The organism is Sphingopyxis sp. GW821-FHT02C12 (assembly GCF_059421785.1).
Genome location: NZ_JBWKVQ010000002.1, coordinates 962,175 through 979,917, shown reverse-complemented (window position 1 = coordinate 979,917; position 17,743 = coordinate 962,175). Strand labels below are relative to the sequence as shown.

16 protein-coding genes are annotated in these 17,743 nt (G+C 63.1%); 9 read left to right on the top strand and 7 right to left on the bottom strand.

Annotation, left to right across the window (positions count from 1 at the left end; all coding sequences use genetic code 11):
• Positions 1–52: 52 nt before the first annotated feature.
• The gene (locus AC07U1_RS20015; protein WP_495197783.1) at positions 53–565 is read left to right on the top strand and encodes a hypothetical protein; all 513 of its coding nucleotides are present in this window, start codon (positions 53–55) and stop codon (positions 563–565) included.
• Positions 566–591: 26 nt separating this feature from the next.
• On the opposite strand, the gene AC07U1_RS20010 is transcribed toward AC07U1_RS20015, so the two are convergent.
• A complete protein-coding gene (locus AC07U1_RS20010; RefSeq protein WP_056350762.1) occupies positions 592–963 on the bottom strand; it encodes a hypothetical protein in 372 nt (123 codons plus the stop codon).
• A 132-nt stretch (positions 964–1,095) separates the two neighbouring features.
• On the opposite strand from AC07U1_RS20010, the gene AC07U1_RS20005 reads away from it, so the two are divergent.
• Positions 1,096–2,634, top strand: a complete 1,539-nt coding sequence (locus AC07U1_RS20005) for a BCCT family transporter (protein WP_495177779.1) — start codon at positions 1,096–1,098, stop codon at positions 2,632–2,634.
• A gap of 146 nt (positions 2,635–2,780) precedes the next feature.
• Here the strand turns inward: AC07U1_RS20005 and AC07U1_RS20000 are convergent, their stop codons facing one another.
• The 4 genes from AC07U1_RS20000 to AC07U1_RS19985 all read right to left on the bottom strand — a co-directional run bounded on the left by AC07U1_RS20000 (position 2,781) and on the right by AC07U1_RS19985 (position 6,567).
• Entirely contained in the window at positions 2,781–4,856 is a 2,076-nt protein-coding gene (locus tag AC07U1_RS20000; protein WP_495177780.1) for a M13 family metallopeptidase, read from the bottom strand.
• Positions 4,857–5,125: 269 nt separating this feature from the next.
• Positions 5,126–5,371, bottom strand: a complete 246-nt coding sequence (locus tag AC07U1_RS19995; RefSeq protein WP_495177781.1) for a hypothetical protein — start codon at positions 5,369–5,371, stop codon at positions 5,126–5,128.
• 18 nt (positions 5,372–5,389) lie between these two features.
• Positions 5,390–6,220, bottom strand: coding sequence for a hypothetical protein (locus AC07U1_RS19990; RefSeq protein WP_495177782.1), 831 nt, complete (start codon positions 6,218–6,220; stop codon positions 5,390–5,392).
• Positions 6,184–6,567 carry a hypothetical protein gene (locus AC07U1_RS19985; RefSeq protein WP_495177783.1) on the bottom strand — a complete coding sequence of 128 codons (384 nt, stop codon included), beginning with the start codon at positions 6,565–6,567 and terminating at the stop codon, positions 6,184–6,186. The genes AC07U1_RS19990 and AC07U1_RS19985 overlap by 37 nt, the downstream gene beginning before the upstream one ends.
• A gap of 232 nt (positions 6,568–6,799) precedes the next feature.
• Here AC07U1_RS19985 and uvrA point away from each other — a divergent pair, with 232 nt between their 5' ends.
• Together uvrA and AC07U1_RS19975 are read left to right on the top strand one after the other, a co-directional pair.
• Entirely contained in the window at positions 6,800–9,700 is a 2,901-nt protein-coding gene (uvrA, locus tag AC07U1_RS19980; RefSeq protein WP_495177784.1) for an excinuclease ABC subunit UvrA, read from the top strand.
• 227 nt (positions 9,701–9,927) lie between these two features.
• Positions 9,928–10,137, top strand: a complete 210-nt coding sequence (locus AC07U1_RS19975; RefSeq protein ID WP_056350749.1) for a cold-shock protein — start codon at positions 9,928–9,930, stop codon at positions 10,135–10,137.
• Between the two features lie 135 nt (positions 10,138–10,272).
• On the opposite strand, the gene AC07U1_RS19970 is transcribed toward AC07U1_RS19975, so the two are convergent.
• On the bottom strand, positions 10,273–10,830 hold the full coding sequence (locus AC07U1_RS19970; RefSeq protein ID WP_495177785.1) for a hypothetical protein: 558 nt from the start codon (positions 10,828–10,830) through the stop codon (positions 10,273–10,275).
• A 435-nt stretch (positions 10,831–11,265) separates the two neighbouring features.
• Positions 11,266–11,580: a putative quinol monooxygenase gene (locus tag AC07U1_RS19965; protein ID WP_495177786.1), complete on the bottom strand. Its 315-nt coding sequence runs from the start codon at positions 11,578–11,580 to the stop codon at positions 11,266–11,268.
• Positions 11,581–11,769: 189 nt separating this feature from the next.
• Here AC07U1_RS19965 and AC07U1_RS19960 point away from each other — a divergent pair, with 189 nt between their 5' ends.
• The 5 genes from AC07U1_RS19960 to pstA all read left to right on the top strand — a co-directional run bounded on the left by AC07U1_RS19960 (position 11,770) and on the right by pstA (position 17,741).
• Complete coding sequence (locus tag AC07U1_RS19960) at positions 11,770–13,029, top strand: AAA family ATPase (RefSeq protein ID WP_495177787.1); 1,260 nt, start codon at positions 11,770–11,772, stop codon at positions 13,027–13,029.
• Positions 13,026–13,694 carry a hypothetical protein gene (locus AC07U1_RS19955; protein WP_495177788.1) on the top strand — a complete coding sequence of 223 codons (669 nt, stop codon included), beginning with the start codon at positions 13,026–13,028 and terminating at the stop codon, positions 13,692–13,694. The genes AC07U1_RS19960 and AC07U1_RS19955 overlap by 4 nt, the downstream gene beginning before the upstream one ends.
• A 134-nt stretch (positions 13,695–13,828) precedes the next feature.
• Positions 13,829–14,878, top strand: coding sequence for a substrate-binding domain-containing protein (locus tag AC07U1_RS19950; protein WP_495177789.1), 1,050 nt, complete (start codon positions 13,829–13,831; stop codon positions 14,876–14,878).
• Positions 14,879–15,115: 237 nt separating this feature from the next.
• On the top strand, positions 15,116–16,492 hold the full coding sequence (gene pstC, locus AC07U1_RS19945) for a phosphate ABC transporter permease subunit PstC (RefSeq protein ID WP_492739295.1): 1,377 nt from the start codon (positions 15,116–15,118) through the stop codon (positions 16,490–16,492).
• Positions 16,485–17,741 (top strand): phosphate ABC transporter permease PstA, encoded by a 1,257-nt coding sequence (gene pstA, locus AC07U1_RS19940; protein ID WP_056350738.1) that lies wholly within the window; start codon positions 16,485–16,487, stop codon positions 17,739–17,741. Before pstC ends, pstA begins: the two co-directional genes overlap by 8 nt.
• Positions 17,742–17,743 lie beyond the last annotated feature (2 nt).

Here is a 17,743-nt window from a genome sequence, read left to right as displayed (position 1 = left end):
GGCGCACACGATCGACGATGCAACCCGAATGATCCCGCCGCGTTTATCGGCCATGACCGAAAAAGGGGCACCGCTCAAAGTCCTGGCATGGCTGGGGGTCGCCGGCCTCGGCGCCATCGGTGGCCTGTTGCTTGGGCAGATGGCGACCGGCGGGATGAACGGCGGCAGTAATGACGGCGCCTCTTATGCCGAGCTCACCGGCAACCCCGACGCCTTGCGGGTCGAAACCCAGCCGGTCGTGCCGTGCGATGGCTGCGGCGAGGGATATGGATCGGGCATGCGCGCGAAATTCGCCCGCGAAGACCGAATGGACGGCGAATTTCGCGAACTCGGCGCCGTCGCGATCGATTATGCCGACGAACCGGCGGACGATTATCGCTACGGCGGCAGCTTCGACGATCCCGACATCGCTGAAACGGTTATCGCGATGCAGTCGCCCGTCCCCACCGCACAGCCGCCCTCACCCCCGGCGTCGTCACAACCGGAAAGCGGCGCGCCGCCCATCGTGATGGCAACGACGCCTTCGGCCGAGATGCCGCCGGTCGGAACCGCGCCCCCGCAATAAGGTGGGCCATGGTGACTGGTCCGCGGTCAGGGCTGCGGCGGCACCGCGGGCGGCGCACAACGCGTCGTGTCGCCGGCCTTGCATGCGGCGACGTCGGCCTCCCACTTGATCCGCTCTTCGGCCGACATCGCGGCAACCCGCGCCTTTTCCGCTTCATAGTCGGCGGTTTCCTGCGCGAAGGTCGCCTGCGAATTGGCTTCCTGCTGCGCGATGGTGGCGAGTTGCTGTTCATAAGCGGCCCGCTCGGCCTCGGCGCGGGCGCGTTGTTCGGCGTTGAGCCGCGCGGTGCTGGCCCGTTCCTCGGTCGTAGTGCCGTCGGGCAGCGGCTCGAACGCCGCGGCCTGCGTCCCGGCGATCAGCGCCAATGCGCCAACCGCCGTCAAAATCTTCCTGGTCATCGAAGCTCTCCTTGCGAGACTTGTCCGTCGATTCAAACGCGCATGCACGCTGGCCGTTCCGCCCGGATTTGACCGATCGCGCCCGCCACGTCATGCTGGGCGCCCCTTCCCCCTGTCAAGCGACACCAGCCTTTGCCAGCCGCACTGCCGCGCCGCATCAACCGCCCGGTCTTCTTCGTACCGCTCGCTATCCTCGCGGCGGCGGTGGGGTTCAGCCTGTGGCAGCGCGCGGCCTTTTTCGAGGCCGAGGTCGCGATCAACGACTGGGTCCTCCTCTGGCTCGGCCCGGTCTTCGCGGTGGCGGGGGTCGCTTTCCTCGTCCTGCTCGTCGCCGTCGCGCTGTCGCCGCTCGGCAGGACGATCATCGGCGGCCCCGATGCGAAGCCTTTGCTCGGCCGCTGGCGCTGGTTCGCGGTCATGCTGTGCACCACCATCGCCACCGGCATCCTGTTCTGGGGCGCCGCCGAGCCCTTGTTCCATCTCAACACCCCGCCCGCGATGCTCGGGCTGCAACCGGGCAGCGACGGCGCCGCGGCCTTCGCGATGTCGACGATGTTCCTGCACTGGACGCTGACGCCCTACGGCATTTACACCGTCGCCGCGCTCGCCTTCGCGCTCGTCTATTACAACCGCGGCGAACCGTTCAGCCTGTCGTCGCTGTTCGTACCGCTGATCGGCCAGCGCGCCCACGGACCGGTCGGATCGGCGATCGACATCATCTGCCTCTATGCGCTGGTCGCGGGCATGGCCGCGTCGATGGGCGCCGGCATCCTGGCGCTCGCGGGCGGAATCGAAGGGCTCGGCGGCTTTGCTGGCGGCGCGGGTCTGCGCTGGGGCATCATGATCGCGATCGTCGCCAGCTTCCTGATCTCGGCCGCGACGGGGTTGCAGAAGGGCATCGCCGGGCTGTCGGTGCTCAACACCTGGATCTTCTTCGCGATCATCGCTTTCGTGCTTCTGGCCGGACCGACCGCCGAGATGCTCGGCCTGTCGCTGCGCGGCGGCGCCGACTATGTCGGCACCTTCGTGCCGCGCAACCTCGGGCTCGACGTCGATCGCGACTGGCACCGGCAATGGACGATCTTCAACTGGGCGAACTGGTTCGCCTGGGCGCCGGTGACCGCGCTGTTCCTCGGTCGCCTCGCGGTCGGCTACAGCGTCCGCGCCTTCATCCTGTTCAACCTGATCCTGCCCGCGCTGTTCGGCGCGGTGTGGATGACCGCGATCGCCGGCGCGACGATCGTCCTCGACCAGCAAAGCGGCGCCAGCCTCTATGCGATCCTGTCGACGCAGGGCCCCGACCCCGTGCTGTTCCGCCTGTTCGACGCGCTCGGCGGCGGATCGGTCGTGACCGCGATCGTATTGTTCGCGATCTTCCTGTCTTACGTCGCGGGCGCCGACGCCAATGTGTCGGCGATGAGCGCGCTGTCGACGCACGGCATCACCCCCGAGCGCCCCGAAGCACCGCTGTGGATCCAGGTCGTCTGGGGCGTCACCGTCGGGATGGTCGCGATGGTGCTCGTCGCGGCGGCGGGGCTCGACGGCATCCGGATGATGTCGGTGCTCGGCGGCTTCCCCGCGCTGTTCGTGATCGTCGGCGCGGCGCTGTCGCTGGGCGTGATGGCGCTGCGGGGACGACCGACCGCCGCCCCCGTCGTTCCGGAAGACTGAAGATATCCTCCCTGTGGCGAAGCCATGGGGGAGGTGGCAGCGCGGAGCGCTGACGGAGGGGCAATGGCGCGACGCCTCCGCCCCTCCACCACGCCCTTCGGGCGCGGTCCCCCTCCCCACCGCTTCGCGGCAGGGAGGATGTCAGATCACCATATCTTCGTGCGATCCGCGGGCTTCAAATAATATTTGGCCCCGGCATCGACGCCGAACGCCGTATACCAGGCATCGACATTGCGCACCGGCCCGATGATCCGCCAGCGCGCCGGGCTGTGCGGATCGCTCGCCACCTGCTGCTTGATCGAATCCTCGCGCGCCTTGTCGCGCCAGGCCTGGGCGAAGGCGAGGAAGAAGCGCTGGTCGCCGGTCAGCCCGTCGATCACCGGCGCCTCCTTGCCGCCCAGCGAGCGGTGATAGGCGTCGTACGCGACCTCCAGCCCCGCGAGGTCGGCGATATTCTCGCCCATCGTCAGGTCGGGGTTGATGAACGCCCCGGGCGCCGCCTCATAGGTCGCATATTGCGCCCCGAACGCCTTGGCCGCGGCGTCGAAACGCGCCGCATCCTCGGGCGTCCACCAGTCGCGCACCGCGCCATTGGCGTCGATCTTGCGTCCCTGGTCGTCGAAACCATGGACGATCTCATGCCCGATCACCGCGCCGATCGCGCCGTAATTGACCGCATCGTCGACGCTCTCGCTGAAATAGGGAGCCTGCAAGATGCCGGCCGGGAACACGATCTTGTTCTCCAGCCCGCCATTATACGCGTTCACCTCCTGCGGGTTCATCGACCATTTCTTGCGGTCGACCGGCTTGTTCAGGTCCGACAGGCCATAGGCATATTCGAACTGACCGCTGCGCTTCACATTGCCGTACAGATCCGCCGGATCGATCTTCAGCCCTGAATAATCGCGCCATTTGTCGGGATAGCCGACCATCACGTCCATCCGCTCGAGCTTCGTCAGCGCCGCCTGCTTGGTCGCGGGTGCCATCCAGCTGTTGGCCCGGATACGGTCGCCCATCGCCAGTTTCAGATTGGCGACCAGCATCTCCATTTTCGCCTTGGCGCTCGCGGGGAAATATTCGCGCGAATAGGTTTCGCCGACCAGCTCGCCAAGGCTGCCGTCGACAAGGGTCAGCCCGCGCTTCCAGCGCGGACGCAGTTCGCTGACCCCGCTCAGCACCTTGGTGTAATCGAAGCGACTGTCGACGAACGCCTTCGACAGATAGGGCGCCGCCTGATTGGCGACATGGAATTGCTGCCACAGCTTGAGCGTGTCGAGCGGTGTCTTGGCGTACAGCGCGGCGATGTCGCGGATCGCGGTCGTCTCGTTGACGATGATCCGCTTTTGCGGCGCGACCCCCGCCCCCGCGAACCACGCGTCCCAATCGAGCCCCGGCGCATAGGCGGCGAGTTCGGCGGACGACATCGGGTTGTTGATCTTGCCGATGTCGCGGCGATCGGCGATCTTCCAGCTGACCTTGGCGATCTCGGTCTCATACGCCAGGATCGCGTCGGCGGCGGCTTCGGGGTTCTTGGTCCCCGTCATGCCCAGCGTGCGGACGATATAGGCGCGATACGCGTCGCGCTGCGGCTTGAACTGGTCGTCGAGATAATATTCGCGCTCGGGCAGGCCCAGCCCGCCCTGCCCCAGCCACAGCACGTTGACCGTCGGATCGTCGGTATCCGCGTAAGGACCACCGCCGACGATCGTCATGCCGAACGCGCCCTGCGACGCGCCCATGAAGCGCGCCATTTCGGCCTTGTCCTTGATCGCCGCGACGTGCGCGAGGTCGGCCATCAGCGGCTTGGCGCCGAGCGCTTCGACCCGCGCCTCGTCGGTGAAGCTCTGGTACAATCCCCCGACCTGGCTCGTCCCCGGCGCCCCGGTGACGACCTGGCGCAGCTGGCGCTGGGTCAGGTTATACACGTCGTAATCGACCCCCGCCGACGCCTGGTCGGCCGGGATCTCGGTCTTGGCGAACCAGCCGCCATTGGCGAAACGGTCGAAATCGTCGCCCGGCTTCACCGACGTGTCGCGCGCGCCGAGGTCGACGCCCCAAGCGCCGAAGGTGAGAGCCTTCAGCGAGCCTTCGTCCTTGACCGACGCCTCGCTGGCCTCGGCCTTCAGCGACGCAAAGGGCGCCATGTCGTTCGCCAGCACCGGCACCGCGACCAAGGCCGCGGCCATCGCGAGGCCCGCGGCCCCACTCAAAAATTTCTTCATTCCCCAGCTCCTTTCGTGCGCGCGCGCGTTCTGCGGCGCGCGGACATGGGAGCTTTTGTCTGCTTACCGCCCGCATGGGTCAAGCGAACGGCCGGACACTGGTCGAAGCCTTTAGGGAGTTGGTGGAAATGGGGCGCCAACCCAATTGATCAGCTTTGACCGATCAACGAACATTGTCGCGGCATCTACGACGGTCAGGGCTCGCCTCGCGATACTCGAATGTCGACGTCCTTCCAACTTCACACGCTGTGCCAGACAGCGAGCGACGACTATTTGACGTCAAGAGCTTCCGTGGAGGGACCCTCGACAACCATTTGCTTTTTTGTCGCGATGACGACGATCCAATCCTCGGGATTCATGCTGTTGCACAGCATGGCCGGCTGGTTGAAATCGTCGCAAATGACAATATCCGTTTGGAGGATTTTCGCGACCTTGTAGCCGTCGGCGAGGAACATGGCCGCCTTGGTACCGGCCGCCTCGGCATCCTTGAAACATAGGACGTGGGTGATATCCATTTGGCTATCCTTTCTCCGCTAGATTTTCGTGTTGGCCAATGCGGCGTCATAGTCCCTTCCCGGGGCGCCATATCCGCCTTTGTACAGGCCTTGTTTGATCAGCGACGTGCAATCGACCGTCGTCGAACATGCGGGTGGCGACTGCGACAGCAGTTTGAACCCGGCCTGTTTTTCAAACTCCGCGATGAATTTCAGGCTATCGGTGTCGTTCAGCGCGACGATGCTCGCCACGAGCTTTTTCTCGAACGTCTGGTACGCAGTCAATTGTACGCCGCCTGCTGCGCGCTGGTTTTGCGTTGCAAAAATGTCCCGTACCGAATTGTCCGTGTTGTTGGCGGCCGCCGTTTGAGCGGCGGCGCCAACTGCGACGACGGACGCCCCGCCCTTGGCTGCTAGTATCTGTGCAGCGATGCCCGTCGAGAAATACTGGGCCAGACCGCCTTTTGCGCCCAAATTGCCATCCGCTCTGGCGGAGCCGTCAAAATTGGCGCCAAAGCTGGCGAGGACCGAATAGCTGTCGGTCGACCCACCATTGGTCGCGGCGAGCAAGCAAGGATGTACGAGCGGCCCTTCGCCCCCGGTAACCGTGACATCGTCCGACACATCGCACGGCTTCTGGGTATTCCCATCGTCCGACGTATTGGCCACCAGCGGCATGATCACCGCTTCTTGTCGGTCATATCCGACGATGATGTTTGGAACCTGTGCAGCGTCGGTCCCAACCTTGATTCCGAACGACGTGTTTGTCCCGAATACCATGGTATTGCTGTGCCGCGTCGCCTGCACGCACCCGCCGAGCAGCGGCACCACGCTCAGTGCGGCGAGATAGGCGATTGATCGACGATGCATGGCGATTCCCCCTCCAATTTGCTCAAGATCGACTTCGCGTTGTCCGCCTGCGCGTTCGTCCGAACGATGACGAGCAACTGACATTTCGACGGGTCGGCGATGACCCATTTCCCCGCGCTCCACCCCAGATAGGCGCCACCGCCGGGGAGGGAGTCCCAACCCAATCCCACGCCGCTGCGTTCGACCGCGACCAGTCCATCGGCCACGACCGGCACGCGAACGCGCACGATGCCCACGGCGAGCATGTCGACCTGCTCCCCGGCGCCCACATTGATGACGGTGCATCCCGTAAGCGCGGTGGCCACAATTCCGATGGCAAGGCCCCAAACACCGCGGATCATCGCCATGCGTGGGCGAACGACCCGTGGTCGTCGCTACGGCATTTATGCTTCAGGCACGCCGTCCGGACCCGCATCCGCAATCCTCCACCCTTAGGTACGAGAAGAATGCCAATCCCGGTGGCCGGTATAGGATGAAAACGCCAAATCACGCCGCTTGCGTATTTCTACTGAGCCACCATCTCTACGGCGACACGCGGCCTCTTGCGCGCAAAGAACAAATCTGGAACACATCCCTCCCATGAGTCTTACCCACATCTCCGTGCGCGGTGCGCGCGAGCATAATCTGAAGGGCGTGAACGTCGATCTGCCGCGCGATGCGCTGGTCGTCATCACCGGCCTGTCGGGAAGCGGCAAGTCGTCCCTGGCCTTCGACACCATCTATGCCGAGGGCCAGCGGCGCTATGTCGAGAGCCTGTCCGCCTACGCGCGCCAGTTCCTCGAGATGATGCAAAAGCCCGACGTCGAGCATATCGACGGGCTGTCGCCGGCGATCAGCATCGAGCAGAAGACGACGTCGCGGAACCCGCGCTCGACCGTCGCGACAGTGACCGAAATCTACGACTATATGCGCCTGCTGTGGGCGCGCGTCGGCATCCCCTATTCGCCCGCCACCGGCGAGCCGATCAGCGCGCAGACGGTCAGCCAGATGGTCGACCGCGTGATGGAATTGCCCGAGGGCACGCGCGCCTATCTGCTCGCGCCTGTCGTGCGCGGGCGCAAGGGCGAGTATAAGAAAGAGCTAGCCCAATGGCAGAAGGACGGCTTCGCGCGCGTCCGCATCGACGGCGAATTTTACGAGATCGGCGAGGCACCCGCACTCGACAAGAAATACAAGCATGACATCGAGGTCGTCGTCGATCGCATCGCGGTCCGCGAAGGCCTCGGCACCCGCCTCGCCGACAGTTTCGAAACTGCGCTCAAGCTCGCCGAAGGCCTCGCCTATGTCGACCTCGCCGATGGCCCGGTGCCGGGGCGCGAAGAGGAAGACACCGGCGGCGCGATGAAGGGCGCGGGCATTCCCGCGAACCGGCTGATCTTCTCCGAGAAATTCGCCTGCCCCGTGTCCGGCTTCACGATCGCCGAGATCGAACCGCGGCTGTTCAGCTTCAACGCGCCGCAGGGCGCGTGCCCCGCGTGCGATGGGTTGGGGGAGCGGCAGGAGTTTGACCCAGACCTTGTAGTACCGAACCATGCGCTCAGCCTGAAAAAGGGCGCGGTGGTGCCGTGGGCGAAATCGAACCCGCCCTCGCCTTATTATATGCAAGTGCTTGAAAGCCTGGGCAAAGCCTATGGCTTCGACCTGACGACGCCCTGGCAGGACCTGCCCGGCGAGGTGCAACTCGTTATCCTCTATGGCACCGGCGGCAAGCCCGTCGAACTGACCTTCAAGGACGGCAAACGCAGCTACACGACGCACAAGGCGTTCGAGGGCGTCATCGGCAACCTCAACCGCCGCCTGCTCCAGACCGAAAGCGCGTGGATGCGCGAGGAGTTGAGCAAGTACCAGACCCCGCAGCCGTGCGAGACGTGCCACGGCGCACGCCTGCGCCCCGAACCGCTCGCGGTGAAGATCGCCGGCGAGGACATCAGCCTGTCGGCGCAGCGCTCGGTCGCCGACGCGCTCTTATGGTTCTCCACCCTCGACGAAAAACTGAACGACACCCAGCAGCAGATCGCCAAGGCGATCCTGAAGGAAATCAACGCGCGGCTGGGCTTCCTCAACAATGTCGGGCTCGATTATATCAACCTCAACCGCACGTCGGGCACACTCAGCGGCGGCGAAAGCCAGCGCATCCGCCTCGCCAGCCAGATCGGCTCGGGCCTGTCGGGGGTGCTCTACGTCCTCGACGAACCGAGCATCGGGCTTCACCAGCGCGACAACGACCGGCTGCTCGCGACGCTCAAGCGCCTCCGCGACCTCGGCAACACCGTCATCGTCGTCGAGCATGACGAGGATGCGATCCGCCACGCCGACTATATCGTCGACATGGGCCCCGGCGCGGGGCTCCACGGCGGCGAAATCGTCGCCGAGGGCACGCTCGAACAGGTGCTCGCGAACGAAAACAGCCTCACCGCGGCGTATCTCACCGGCGCGAAGAGGATCGACATCCCCAAGCACCGCCGCAAGGGCAATGGCTTCGACCTCGTGCTCAAGGGCGCGCGCGCCAACAATCTCGACAATGTCACGGTCAAGATCCCGCTCGGCACCTTCACCTGCGTCACCGGCCTGTCGGGCAGCGGCAAGTCGAGCCTGATCATCGACACGCTCTATGCCAGCGCGGCACGCGTGCTCAACGGCGCGCGCATGGTCGCGGGACCGCACGACAGCCTGAAGGGGCTGGAGCATTGCGACAAGGTCATCGACATCGACCAGTCGCCGATCGGGCGCACCCCGCGATCGAACCCCGCGACCTACACCGGCGCCTTCACGATCATCCGCGACTGGTTCGCGGGGCTGCCCGAAAGCCAGGCGCGCGGGTACAAGCCGGGGCGTTTCAGCTTCAACGTCAAGGGCGGGCGCTGCGAGACCTGCACCGGCGACGGGCTGATCAAGATCGAGATGCACTTCCTGCCCGACGTCTATGTGACGTGCGAGACGTGCCACGGCAAACGCTACAACCGCGAGACGCTCGAGGTGAAGTTCAAGGGCCACAGCATCGCCGACGTGCTCGACATGACGGTCGAGGATGCGGCGGAGTTCTTCAAGGCGGTGCCGTCGATCCGCGAGAAGATGGCGATGCTCGTCCGCGTCGGCCTGGGGTACATCAAGGTCGGGCAACAGGCGACGACCCTGTCGGGCGGCGAGGCGCAGCGCGTCAAGCTCGCCAAGGAATTGTCGCGCCGCTCGACCGGGCAGACGCTCTACATCCTCGACGAACCGACCACCGGGCTGCATTTCGAGGATGTCCGCAAATTGCTCGAAGTGCTGCAGGCGCTGGTCGAACAGGGCAACAGCGTGATCGTGATCGAGCATAATCTCGACGTCATCAAGACCGCCGACCATATCGTCGACATGGGTCCCGAGGGCGGGGTCAAGGGCGGCGAGGTCGTCGCGGCGGGCACCCCCGAGCAGGTTGCGAAGAACCCGCGCAGCTATACGGGGCAATATCTGGCGCCGATGCTGGCAGCGGCGAAGTAATTTGAAGCCCCTCCCTTCAGGGAGGGGTTTGGGGAGGGTCTGTGACCTTCCCTATCGGCGAAACAGGCCCTCCCCTGGCCCCTCCCACAAGTGGGAGGGGGATAACGTCCCCACCTGACACACACCACGCCATCACCATTTCCCGCTGGCTTTCCGTTCATCTTATGGCAAAAGGCTGCGGCAACGCGTCGGCATATCGTCCACGCAGTTCGTGGAGATATCTAAAAATGGCTACCGGTACCGTCAAATGGTTCAACAGCACCAAGGGCTATGGCTTCATCACCCCCGACAGCGGCGGCGGTGACGTCTTCGTGCACATCTCGGCGGTCGAACGCTCGGGCCTCGGCGACCTGAAGGACAATCAGAAGGTCAGCTATGACGAGGAAACCGACCCGCGCAAGGGCAAGACCAGCGCCGTGAACCTCGTCGCGCTTTGATGATTTGAGACCCCTCCCCCGCAAAGGGAGGGGTTTTCTATTGTTCCCGCTTGTGTCGAGCGAAGTCGAGACACGTCTGCACGGTGTCAGCGTGTCTCGACTTCGCTCGACACAAACGGATGAGTGGGCGCTTCCTCACCCGCCCGCGCCCCACACCGCCGAGAGCGGATAGAGCGCGATCAGCCACACCAGGCAGCCCAGCGTCACGCGCCGATCCTTCGCCGCGATCGCCAGCGCCGACACGGGGAAGAAGCTCCAGGCGATCACCAGGCTGCGCAGGGTCAGCGGCGGAAAGCCGTCGAGCCAGATAACCGTCGCGAACAGCGCCACATTGCAGAGCAGCAGCGCGCCGATCACCTTGCGGCGGTGCTTGTCGAAATGGGCATTGAGGTCGGTCCATTCCTCGGGATCGTCGGGAAAGACCAGCGACGCCGCGACATAATAGAGCGCGGTGACGAGGAAGCCGCCGAACAGCACCGGCCAGCTGATCGGGATCAGGTCGCGGACCGCCCAGCCGTACATCCAGAAGGTGACGACGTCGCACGACACGAACAGCCCGAGCAGCGCGGTCGGCCAGCCGATGCAGACGCGGTGGCTCGCCTTCAATGCGCGCGCCAGCCCGCCCAGCCCCTCGGCGAGCGCAAGGCCGAGGATCAGCCCGAACAGCGAAAAGACGAATTCGAACCCGCTCATAGGACCCCCGATACGGCGCTGCGCCGTCCGGCCAAGCTGTGGCAAACAATGGAGTGTGGGGCAAGGCGAAGCCCCTCGCCCTTCCCTCGTCACCCCGGACTTGATCCGGGGTCCCGCTCCGCGACGGTGACAAGCGGGACCCCGGGTCGAGCCCGGGGTGACGAAAAATTATCTCACGCAAAGGCGCAAAGGCACGAAGGGGGCTGTTTTCGGCCGCCGCGGGTCGATTGCCCAACGACCGTTGCGCCCTTCAATGCCGGACAAAGTCCGGCCACAACCCCGCCGGCGCCCGACCGGCACGCGGCCTCGGCGCCCCGAACGGCCCTCTTTGTGTCTTTGCGGGAGACTTGCCCCCGCCAGCGGCCGAACCCGCCGCCGGAAACACCGCGCGCCCTCCCTTTGCGCCTTTGCGCCTTTGCGTGAGATAATTCTCCCTTAAGCCCCCATCAGCTTCGCGGTGATATCGTCGGCGGTGTAGATGCGGATCACCGGCGGCTGCGGCGACAGGGCGCGCATTTCGGCGACGAAGGCGCCCGACGCGGGCACCGCGAAATGGGCGCGCACCGCGTCGATGCTCTCCCATTCCTCGACGAACATCAGGCGGTCGGGGTTTTCGACATCGATATGGCAGTTGTGCGCCAGACACCCCGGCTCGGCCCGCGACCGCGCGCTATGCTCGGCGCCGAGCGCGATCATGCGCTCGCGATGCTCGGGGGTGAGGATGACGTGGCCGGTGATGAGAATTGTCATTATGGACCCATTTCCGTTAGTAACAAAAGGGACTGCAGGGTGTAAGCCTGCCACACCCCAAACACTGCTGGCCAGACATTGACGGTAGAATTTTTAACGCCGTATCGCTACCACCCGGACGAAAGTTGACCGTTATGCGGTTTTTTGATGCCAGCAATCATTGTTGCATGGCCCAGCACGCAGGGAAGCATGCTTAAAAAGCTAACGATCACGGGCTTCAAATCCATCAAATCAGCCGAGCTTGAGTTTGGCAGAGCCAACATTTTTATTGGCGCTAACGGGGCCGGTAAATCAAATGTCCTAGAAGCCCTAGGAGTACTAGCATCAGCTCTTTCGAGAGGCCTGGAGCCAAGCGTGCTTGCTGATCGGGGCGTCAGGCTATCTCTTCCCAGACTTTTCAAGTCCGCCTTCAAGGGACGCCCGCTCTCACCTCATCTAAGACTTGAAGCTCAGTTTGAGCATGGCCACTACGAATGCTCAATTCGAGCCGGAATATCGAGCAAAAGACTCGAGTTTCATTCCGAAACATTGTATGATGGACAAAGTAAAGTTTTTGGGCGAGGGCCAAATGGTGTATCTTTTGGCCGAGGCTTTCTGGACATTAAAGAACCAGAGTTTACGCGTGTTAGAAAAACACGAAGCCTTTGGGATACAGTAGCTCCATTTGTGTCGATATCTGATAAGTTGCGTCAGGAAATTGAGGAGTTTTCGAGATTCTCTATTTTCTCACCTCAGACTGCTGTGATGCGTGGCTTGGCAACAGAGAGTCGCATTATCGAACCCTTAGGCCTTGCAGGCTCCGGCCTAGCTTCAGCCTTTAGAGAGATTCTGATCCAACGGTCAGAGGCCGACAAAACAGAAAGAGCCTCCTACGACAAGATCATAAACATTTTAAGCAGCCCCAAGTGGGTGGAACGCATCATTGTTCAGGGATATGATCCTGACGTCGTTCCTTCAGAAGTCTCAAATGATGGTCTACTTCTTTATTTTCGCGATAAATTCATGACCGAAAAGCGAAATTTACTAAGCGCCTATGATGCTAGCGAAGGAGCTCTCTACCTTACATTCGTAGTGACACTACTTTTACATGAGACTGCACCGCGAATTTTCGCTCTCGATAACGTTGATGGTACATTGAACCCTGACCTAGTTCGGAAGCTCACTGATGTCGTAGTCAGAGTAAGCACGGAAAATGCTGGTATAGGGAACTTAGCGCATCAAAGCTTCATGACTTCACATCACCCATCATCACTGGACAGTTTTGATATTTTTAATGCGGATAATCGAGTCTACGCAGTAAGACGCAAGCTGGACAAAGACGGATCGACCGAGTTCCTCCCGATACTTCCACCAAATAATATTGAAAAATCAGAGTGGATTGAAAACACAAGAGGAAGAAATCTTTCCTCCCTGTGGCTTGAGGAAAAGATCCCGGGAGCCCTTACATGAAGATTGGGGTCGTCTGCGAGGGATCGAATGACTTCTTCGCTTTGAAAGAAATATTCTCGAGCGTAGCTAAGAAGAAGGGCGTAGAAATTGAAGATTTTGATTGCCTTCAACCAAAAGTAGATGCCACCTCAGAAACTCAGATAGGAGGCGGAGGATGGGCACGAGTGAAAGTTTGGCTAGAGGATAACTGCGGACAAAACCTCCCGAAAGTTCTTTCTCCTTCACTATTCTCTAGCTCTCCTTTTTATGACGTGCTTGTGGTCCACCTTGATGGCGATGTCATAGATTTGTGTAATAGCTTTACCCCTGCTCAGCGAGCATCATGCTTCCAAAGATCCGACTTAATCGTAAACGCAGTGGAAACATTCATCGAGCAAACGCTCCAGCCTCCAGATGATTTGGACGATCACATTATTTACGCTGTACCGGTTAGACATACCGAGGCGTGGTTAATCGCCGCATCCACAAATTTGCCGGCGAAACGCAATCTCGAACACGGCATCACCAAGGAATTAGCGAAACGCTTTTTGCCGCGAAAGCACGGATGCGAACTAAAAATGGCGTCCCGCGCCGCCGCCACGCTCCTCGGAAATCACCTCGATCATATTAGACTGCACCTATTCAGTGTCGATCACTTTGCGAGAAAGGTAGATGCACACATTTGACTGCGCGCGCCATGACACTTCCATGACACTCCCTGTCACAAACACGTCACACAAAACCCCCAAATGGCCCTCAGCGAGTCGCCGCGGGGGTGGTGGCTCGGTCCGTTAGCGACCCCCCGACAGGACATTCTCAAATGCTGCAGAAATTCGCCCTTATCGCCGGCGCCGCGACATGCGCGCTGGCGCTTTCCGCGTGCCAGGACCAGGCCTCCTCGGGCGGCGCGGCGCGCGATTATATCAGCGCGGTCGGTTCCTCGACCGTCTATCCCTTCGCCACCACCGTCGGCGAGAAATTCGCCGAGGCGACCGGCAACAAGACCCCGAAGATCGACAGCACCGGCACCGGTGGCGGCTTCGAGCGTTTCTGTTCGGGCGTCGGCGGCGACACCCCCGACATCGCCAACGCCTCGCGCCGTATCAAGAAAAAGGAATTCGACGCCTGCGCCAAGAATGGCGTGACCGACATCGTCGAAATCCAGATCGGCATCGACGGCATCGCGCTGGGCGAAGCAGCGCGCGGCCCCGGCTTCAAGCTGTCGGAAGAGGATGTCTATAAGGCGCTGGCGGCGAACCCCTATGGCAAGCCCAACACCGCCAAGACCTGGAAAGACGTCAACCCCGCCCTTCCCGCGGTCGCGATCTCGGTCTTTGGCCCGCCGTCGACCAGCGGTACCTATGACGCGTTCAAGGAGCTGATCCTCGGCAAGGGCTGCGACGCCAACCCCGAGATGAAGGCGCTGAAGGACAGCGACAAGGACAAGCATGAAGCGACCTGCACCGCGCTGCGCGGCGCCCCCTTCTATGTCGAGCAGGGCGAGAACGACAATCTGATCATCTCGAAGCTCGACAAGAACCCGACCAGCCTCGGCATCTTCGGCTTCAGCTATCTCGACGCCAACAAGGACAAGATCAAGGCGGTGCCGGTGCAGGGCGTATCGCCCACCTACACCACGATCGCCGACGGCAGCTATCCCGGCTGGCGCCCGCTCTACATCTACGTCAAGCAGAAGCATGTCGGCGTGATCCCCGGCCTCGCCGAATATGTCGCCGAATTCCTCAAAGGTTCGGGCGAAGGCGGCTACCTCGCCGCCAAGGGCCTGATCGTGTCGCCCAAGGACATCGCCGCGACCGCCGCGGCGAACGCCAAGGGCATGACGGCGCTGAACGGCGCCGAACTGAAGTAGGTTCCTCCCGCGGGCGGCCGGGGATGGGTCCTCGTGCCCGGAACGGCCGCCGCTTTTTGGGAAGGCTCACCCACCTTCCGTTTGTGTCGAGCGAAGTCGAGACACGTCTGCGCCATGCGTGTCTCGACTTCGCTCGACACGAACGGATAGGGTGGTTCCGGATTTATCCGGTTGAGTCACGAAATTGCCACGCCCGCCCGCTTTGGGTCGCGGCGGGCCGCATGATACGAGGACCAAGTGACCTTCAACGCCGCCGCCCTTTTGCTTTTGATCGCCGGCCTCGCGCTGATCGGCTGGCTCGCCGGCCGCGCGCGCTCGTCGATGCTCGCGGGCCGCGCGGGCGCCAAGCTGCATTCGCGGCCGCAATATCATGGCTGGTATGTCGCGCTGTGGCTGTTCGCCCCCGCCGCGCTGTTCCTGGCCGTGTGGAGCGCGGTGTCGCCCGGGCTGGTGACCAACACGGTGCTGGCGAGCGAGGCGGCGAAAGAGCTGCCCGCCTTCGGCTTCGAACGCGGTGCGATATTGTCCGACGCGCGCAATGTCGCGACGGGCAGGCAGGCGGCGGTGCGCATCCCCGCCGCGGCGCCGCTGGTCAAACCCTATGCCGATGCGAGCCACACCTATGCGTGGATCGGCATCGCCGCGATGCTGGCGCTCGCGCTCGCGGGCGGGCTGTACGCCTTCACGCGGATCAAGCCCGATTTTCGCGCCCGGACGCGGGTCGAAAAGATCGTCATGCTGCTGTTGCTGGTGGCGTCGCTCGTCGCGATCCTGACCACCTTCGGCATCGTGCTGTCGCTGCTGTTCGAATCGATCCGCTTCTTCCGCCTCGTCTCGCCGGCCGAACTGCTGTTCGGGACCAACTGGGCGCCGACCAGCGGCGCGCCGGTGAAAGACACCTTCGGCGGCATCCCCTTGTTCTGGGGCACGGTGCTGATCGGCGCGATCATCGCGATGATCGTCGCTATTCCCATTGGCATGATGAGCGCGGTGTATCTGACCCAATATGCCAACCCGCGCGTGCGCCGCTGGGTGAAGCCGTGCCTTGAGATTCTCGCGGGCGTGCCGACGGTCGTCTACGGCTATTTCGCCGCGCTGACCGTCGCGCCGGCGCTGCGCGAATTCGCGGTGATGATCGGCATCCCCAACGCCAGCACCGAAAGCGCGCTGGCGGCGGGTATCGTGATGGGGGTGATGATCATCCCCTTCGTCTCGTCGATGGCCGACGACAGCATCAATGCGGTGCCGCAGGCGATGCGCGACGGATCGCTGGCGCTCGGCGCGACCCCGAACGAGACGATCCGCCAGGTGCTGATCCCCGCCGCGCTGCCCGGGGTGATGGGCGGCATATTGCTCGCGGTCAGCCGCGCGATCGGCGAGACGATGATCGTGGTGATGGCGGCGGGCCTGTCCGCCAACATGACCGCCAACCCCTTTGCCAGCGTCACCACGGTGACCGCGCAGATCGTGAAATTGCTCACCGGCGACCAGGAATTCGACAGCGCCAAGACGCTCGCCGCCTTCGCGCTCGGCCTCGTGCTGTTCGTCGTGACCCTGCTGCTCAACATCGTCGCGCTGCGCATCGTCAAAAAGTATCGCGAAGCTTATGAGTGATAGAACCTCCCCCACCGACTGGAAGGGCGGCGCGATGCAGGGCCGCATCGCCCGGCGCTATGCCGCCGAACGCCGGTTCCGCCTGCTCGGGCTGGGCGCGGTGTTGCTCTCGGGCCTGTTCCTCGCCTTCCTGTTGTTCACGATGGTCGGCAACGGCCTGCGCGGCTTCACCTACACCAATGTCGAAGTGCCGGTCGATTTCAAGGCGATGCCGCTGACCGTCGACGCGTCGCGGCTGGGCGATGCCGACGCCGACCAGGTGATCGCGGGCGCCGGCCTCGCCGACATCGTCGCCTTTGCCGCCGACGAAGCGCTGGGCGACGGCGGCTCGGCGATGATCAGCGAAAATGCGTGGAAGGAAGTGCGCACCGCGATCAAGGCCGATCCCGACCTGCTGAAGGGCGCGACGGTGTTCCACCTGCCGACGTCGAGCACGGTCGACATCGCCGCCAAGGAAGGCGCCAAGGGCGAACTCGGCGCAAAGGTCGATGCGCTCGAGCGCGACGGCAAGCTGTCGACGGGCATCCACTGGCCCTTCTTCAAGAACGCCGACGCCACCGACCCCGCGGTCGCGGGCATCTGGGGGGCGCTCAAGGGGTCGGTGCTGACGATCCTGATCGCCTTCCTCATCGCCTTCCCGACCGGAGTGCTCGCGGCACTGTATCTGGAAGAATATGCGCCGAAGAACCGCTGGACCGACCTGATCGAGGTGTCGATCAACAACCTCGCGGCGGTGCCCTCGATCATCTTCGGCCTGCTCGCGCTCGCGGTGTTCATCAACTGGTTCGGCATCTGCCAGGCGAGCGCGCTCGTCGGCGGGCTGACGCTGGCGCTGATGACGATGCCGGTGATCGTCATCGCCAGCCGCAACGCGATCAAGTCGGTGCCGCCCTCGATCCGCGACGCCGCGCTCGGGGTCGGCGCCAGCCCGGTGCAGGTGGTGTTCCACCATGTCCTGCCGCTCGCGCTGCCCGGCATCCTCACCGGCACGATCATCGGCATGGCGCGCGCGCTGGGCGAGACCGCGCCGCTGCTGCTGATCGGCATGCGCGCCTTCATCGGCGACGTGCCGAGCGGCGTGTGCTCGCCCGCAACTGTGCTGCCGATGCAGATCTTCCTCTGGTCGGATGAGGTCGATCGCGGCTTCGTCGAAAAAACCTCCGCCGCGATCATCGTGCTGCTCATCGTTTTGCTGTCGATGAACGCCCTCGCGATCTATCTTCGCAACAAATTCGAAAAACGCTGGTGATC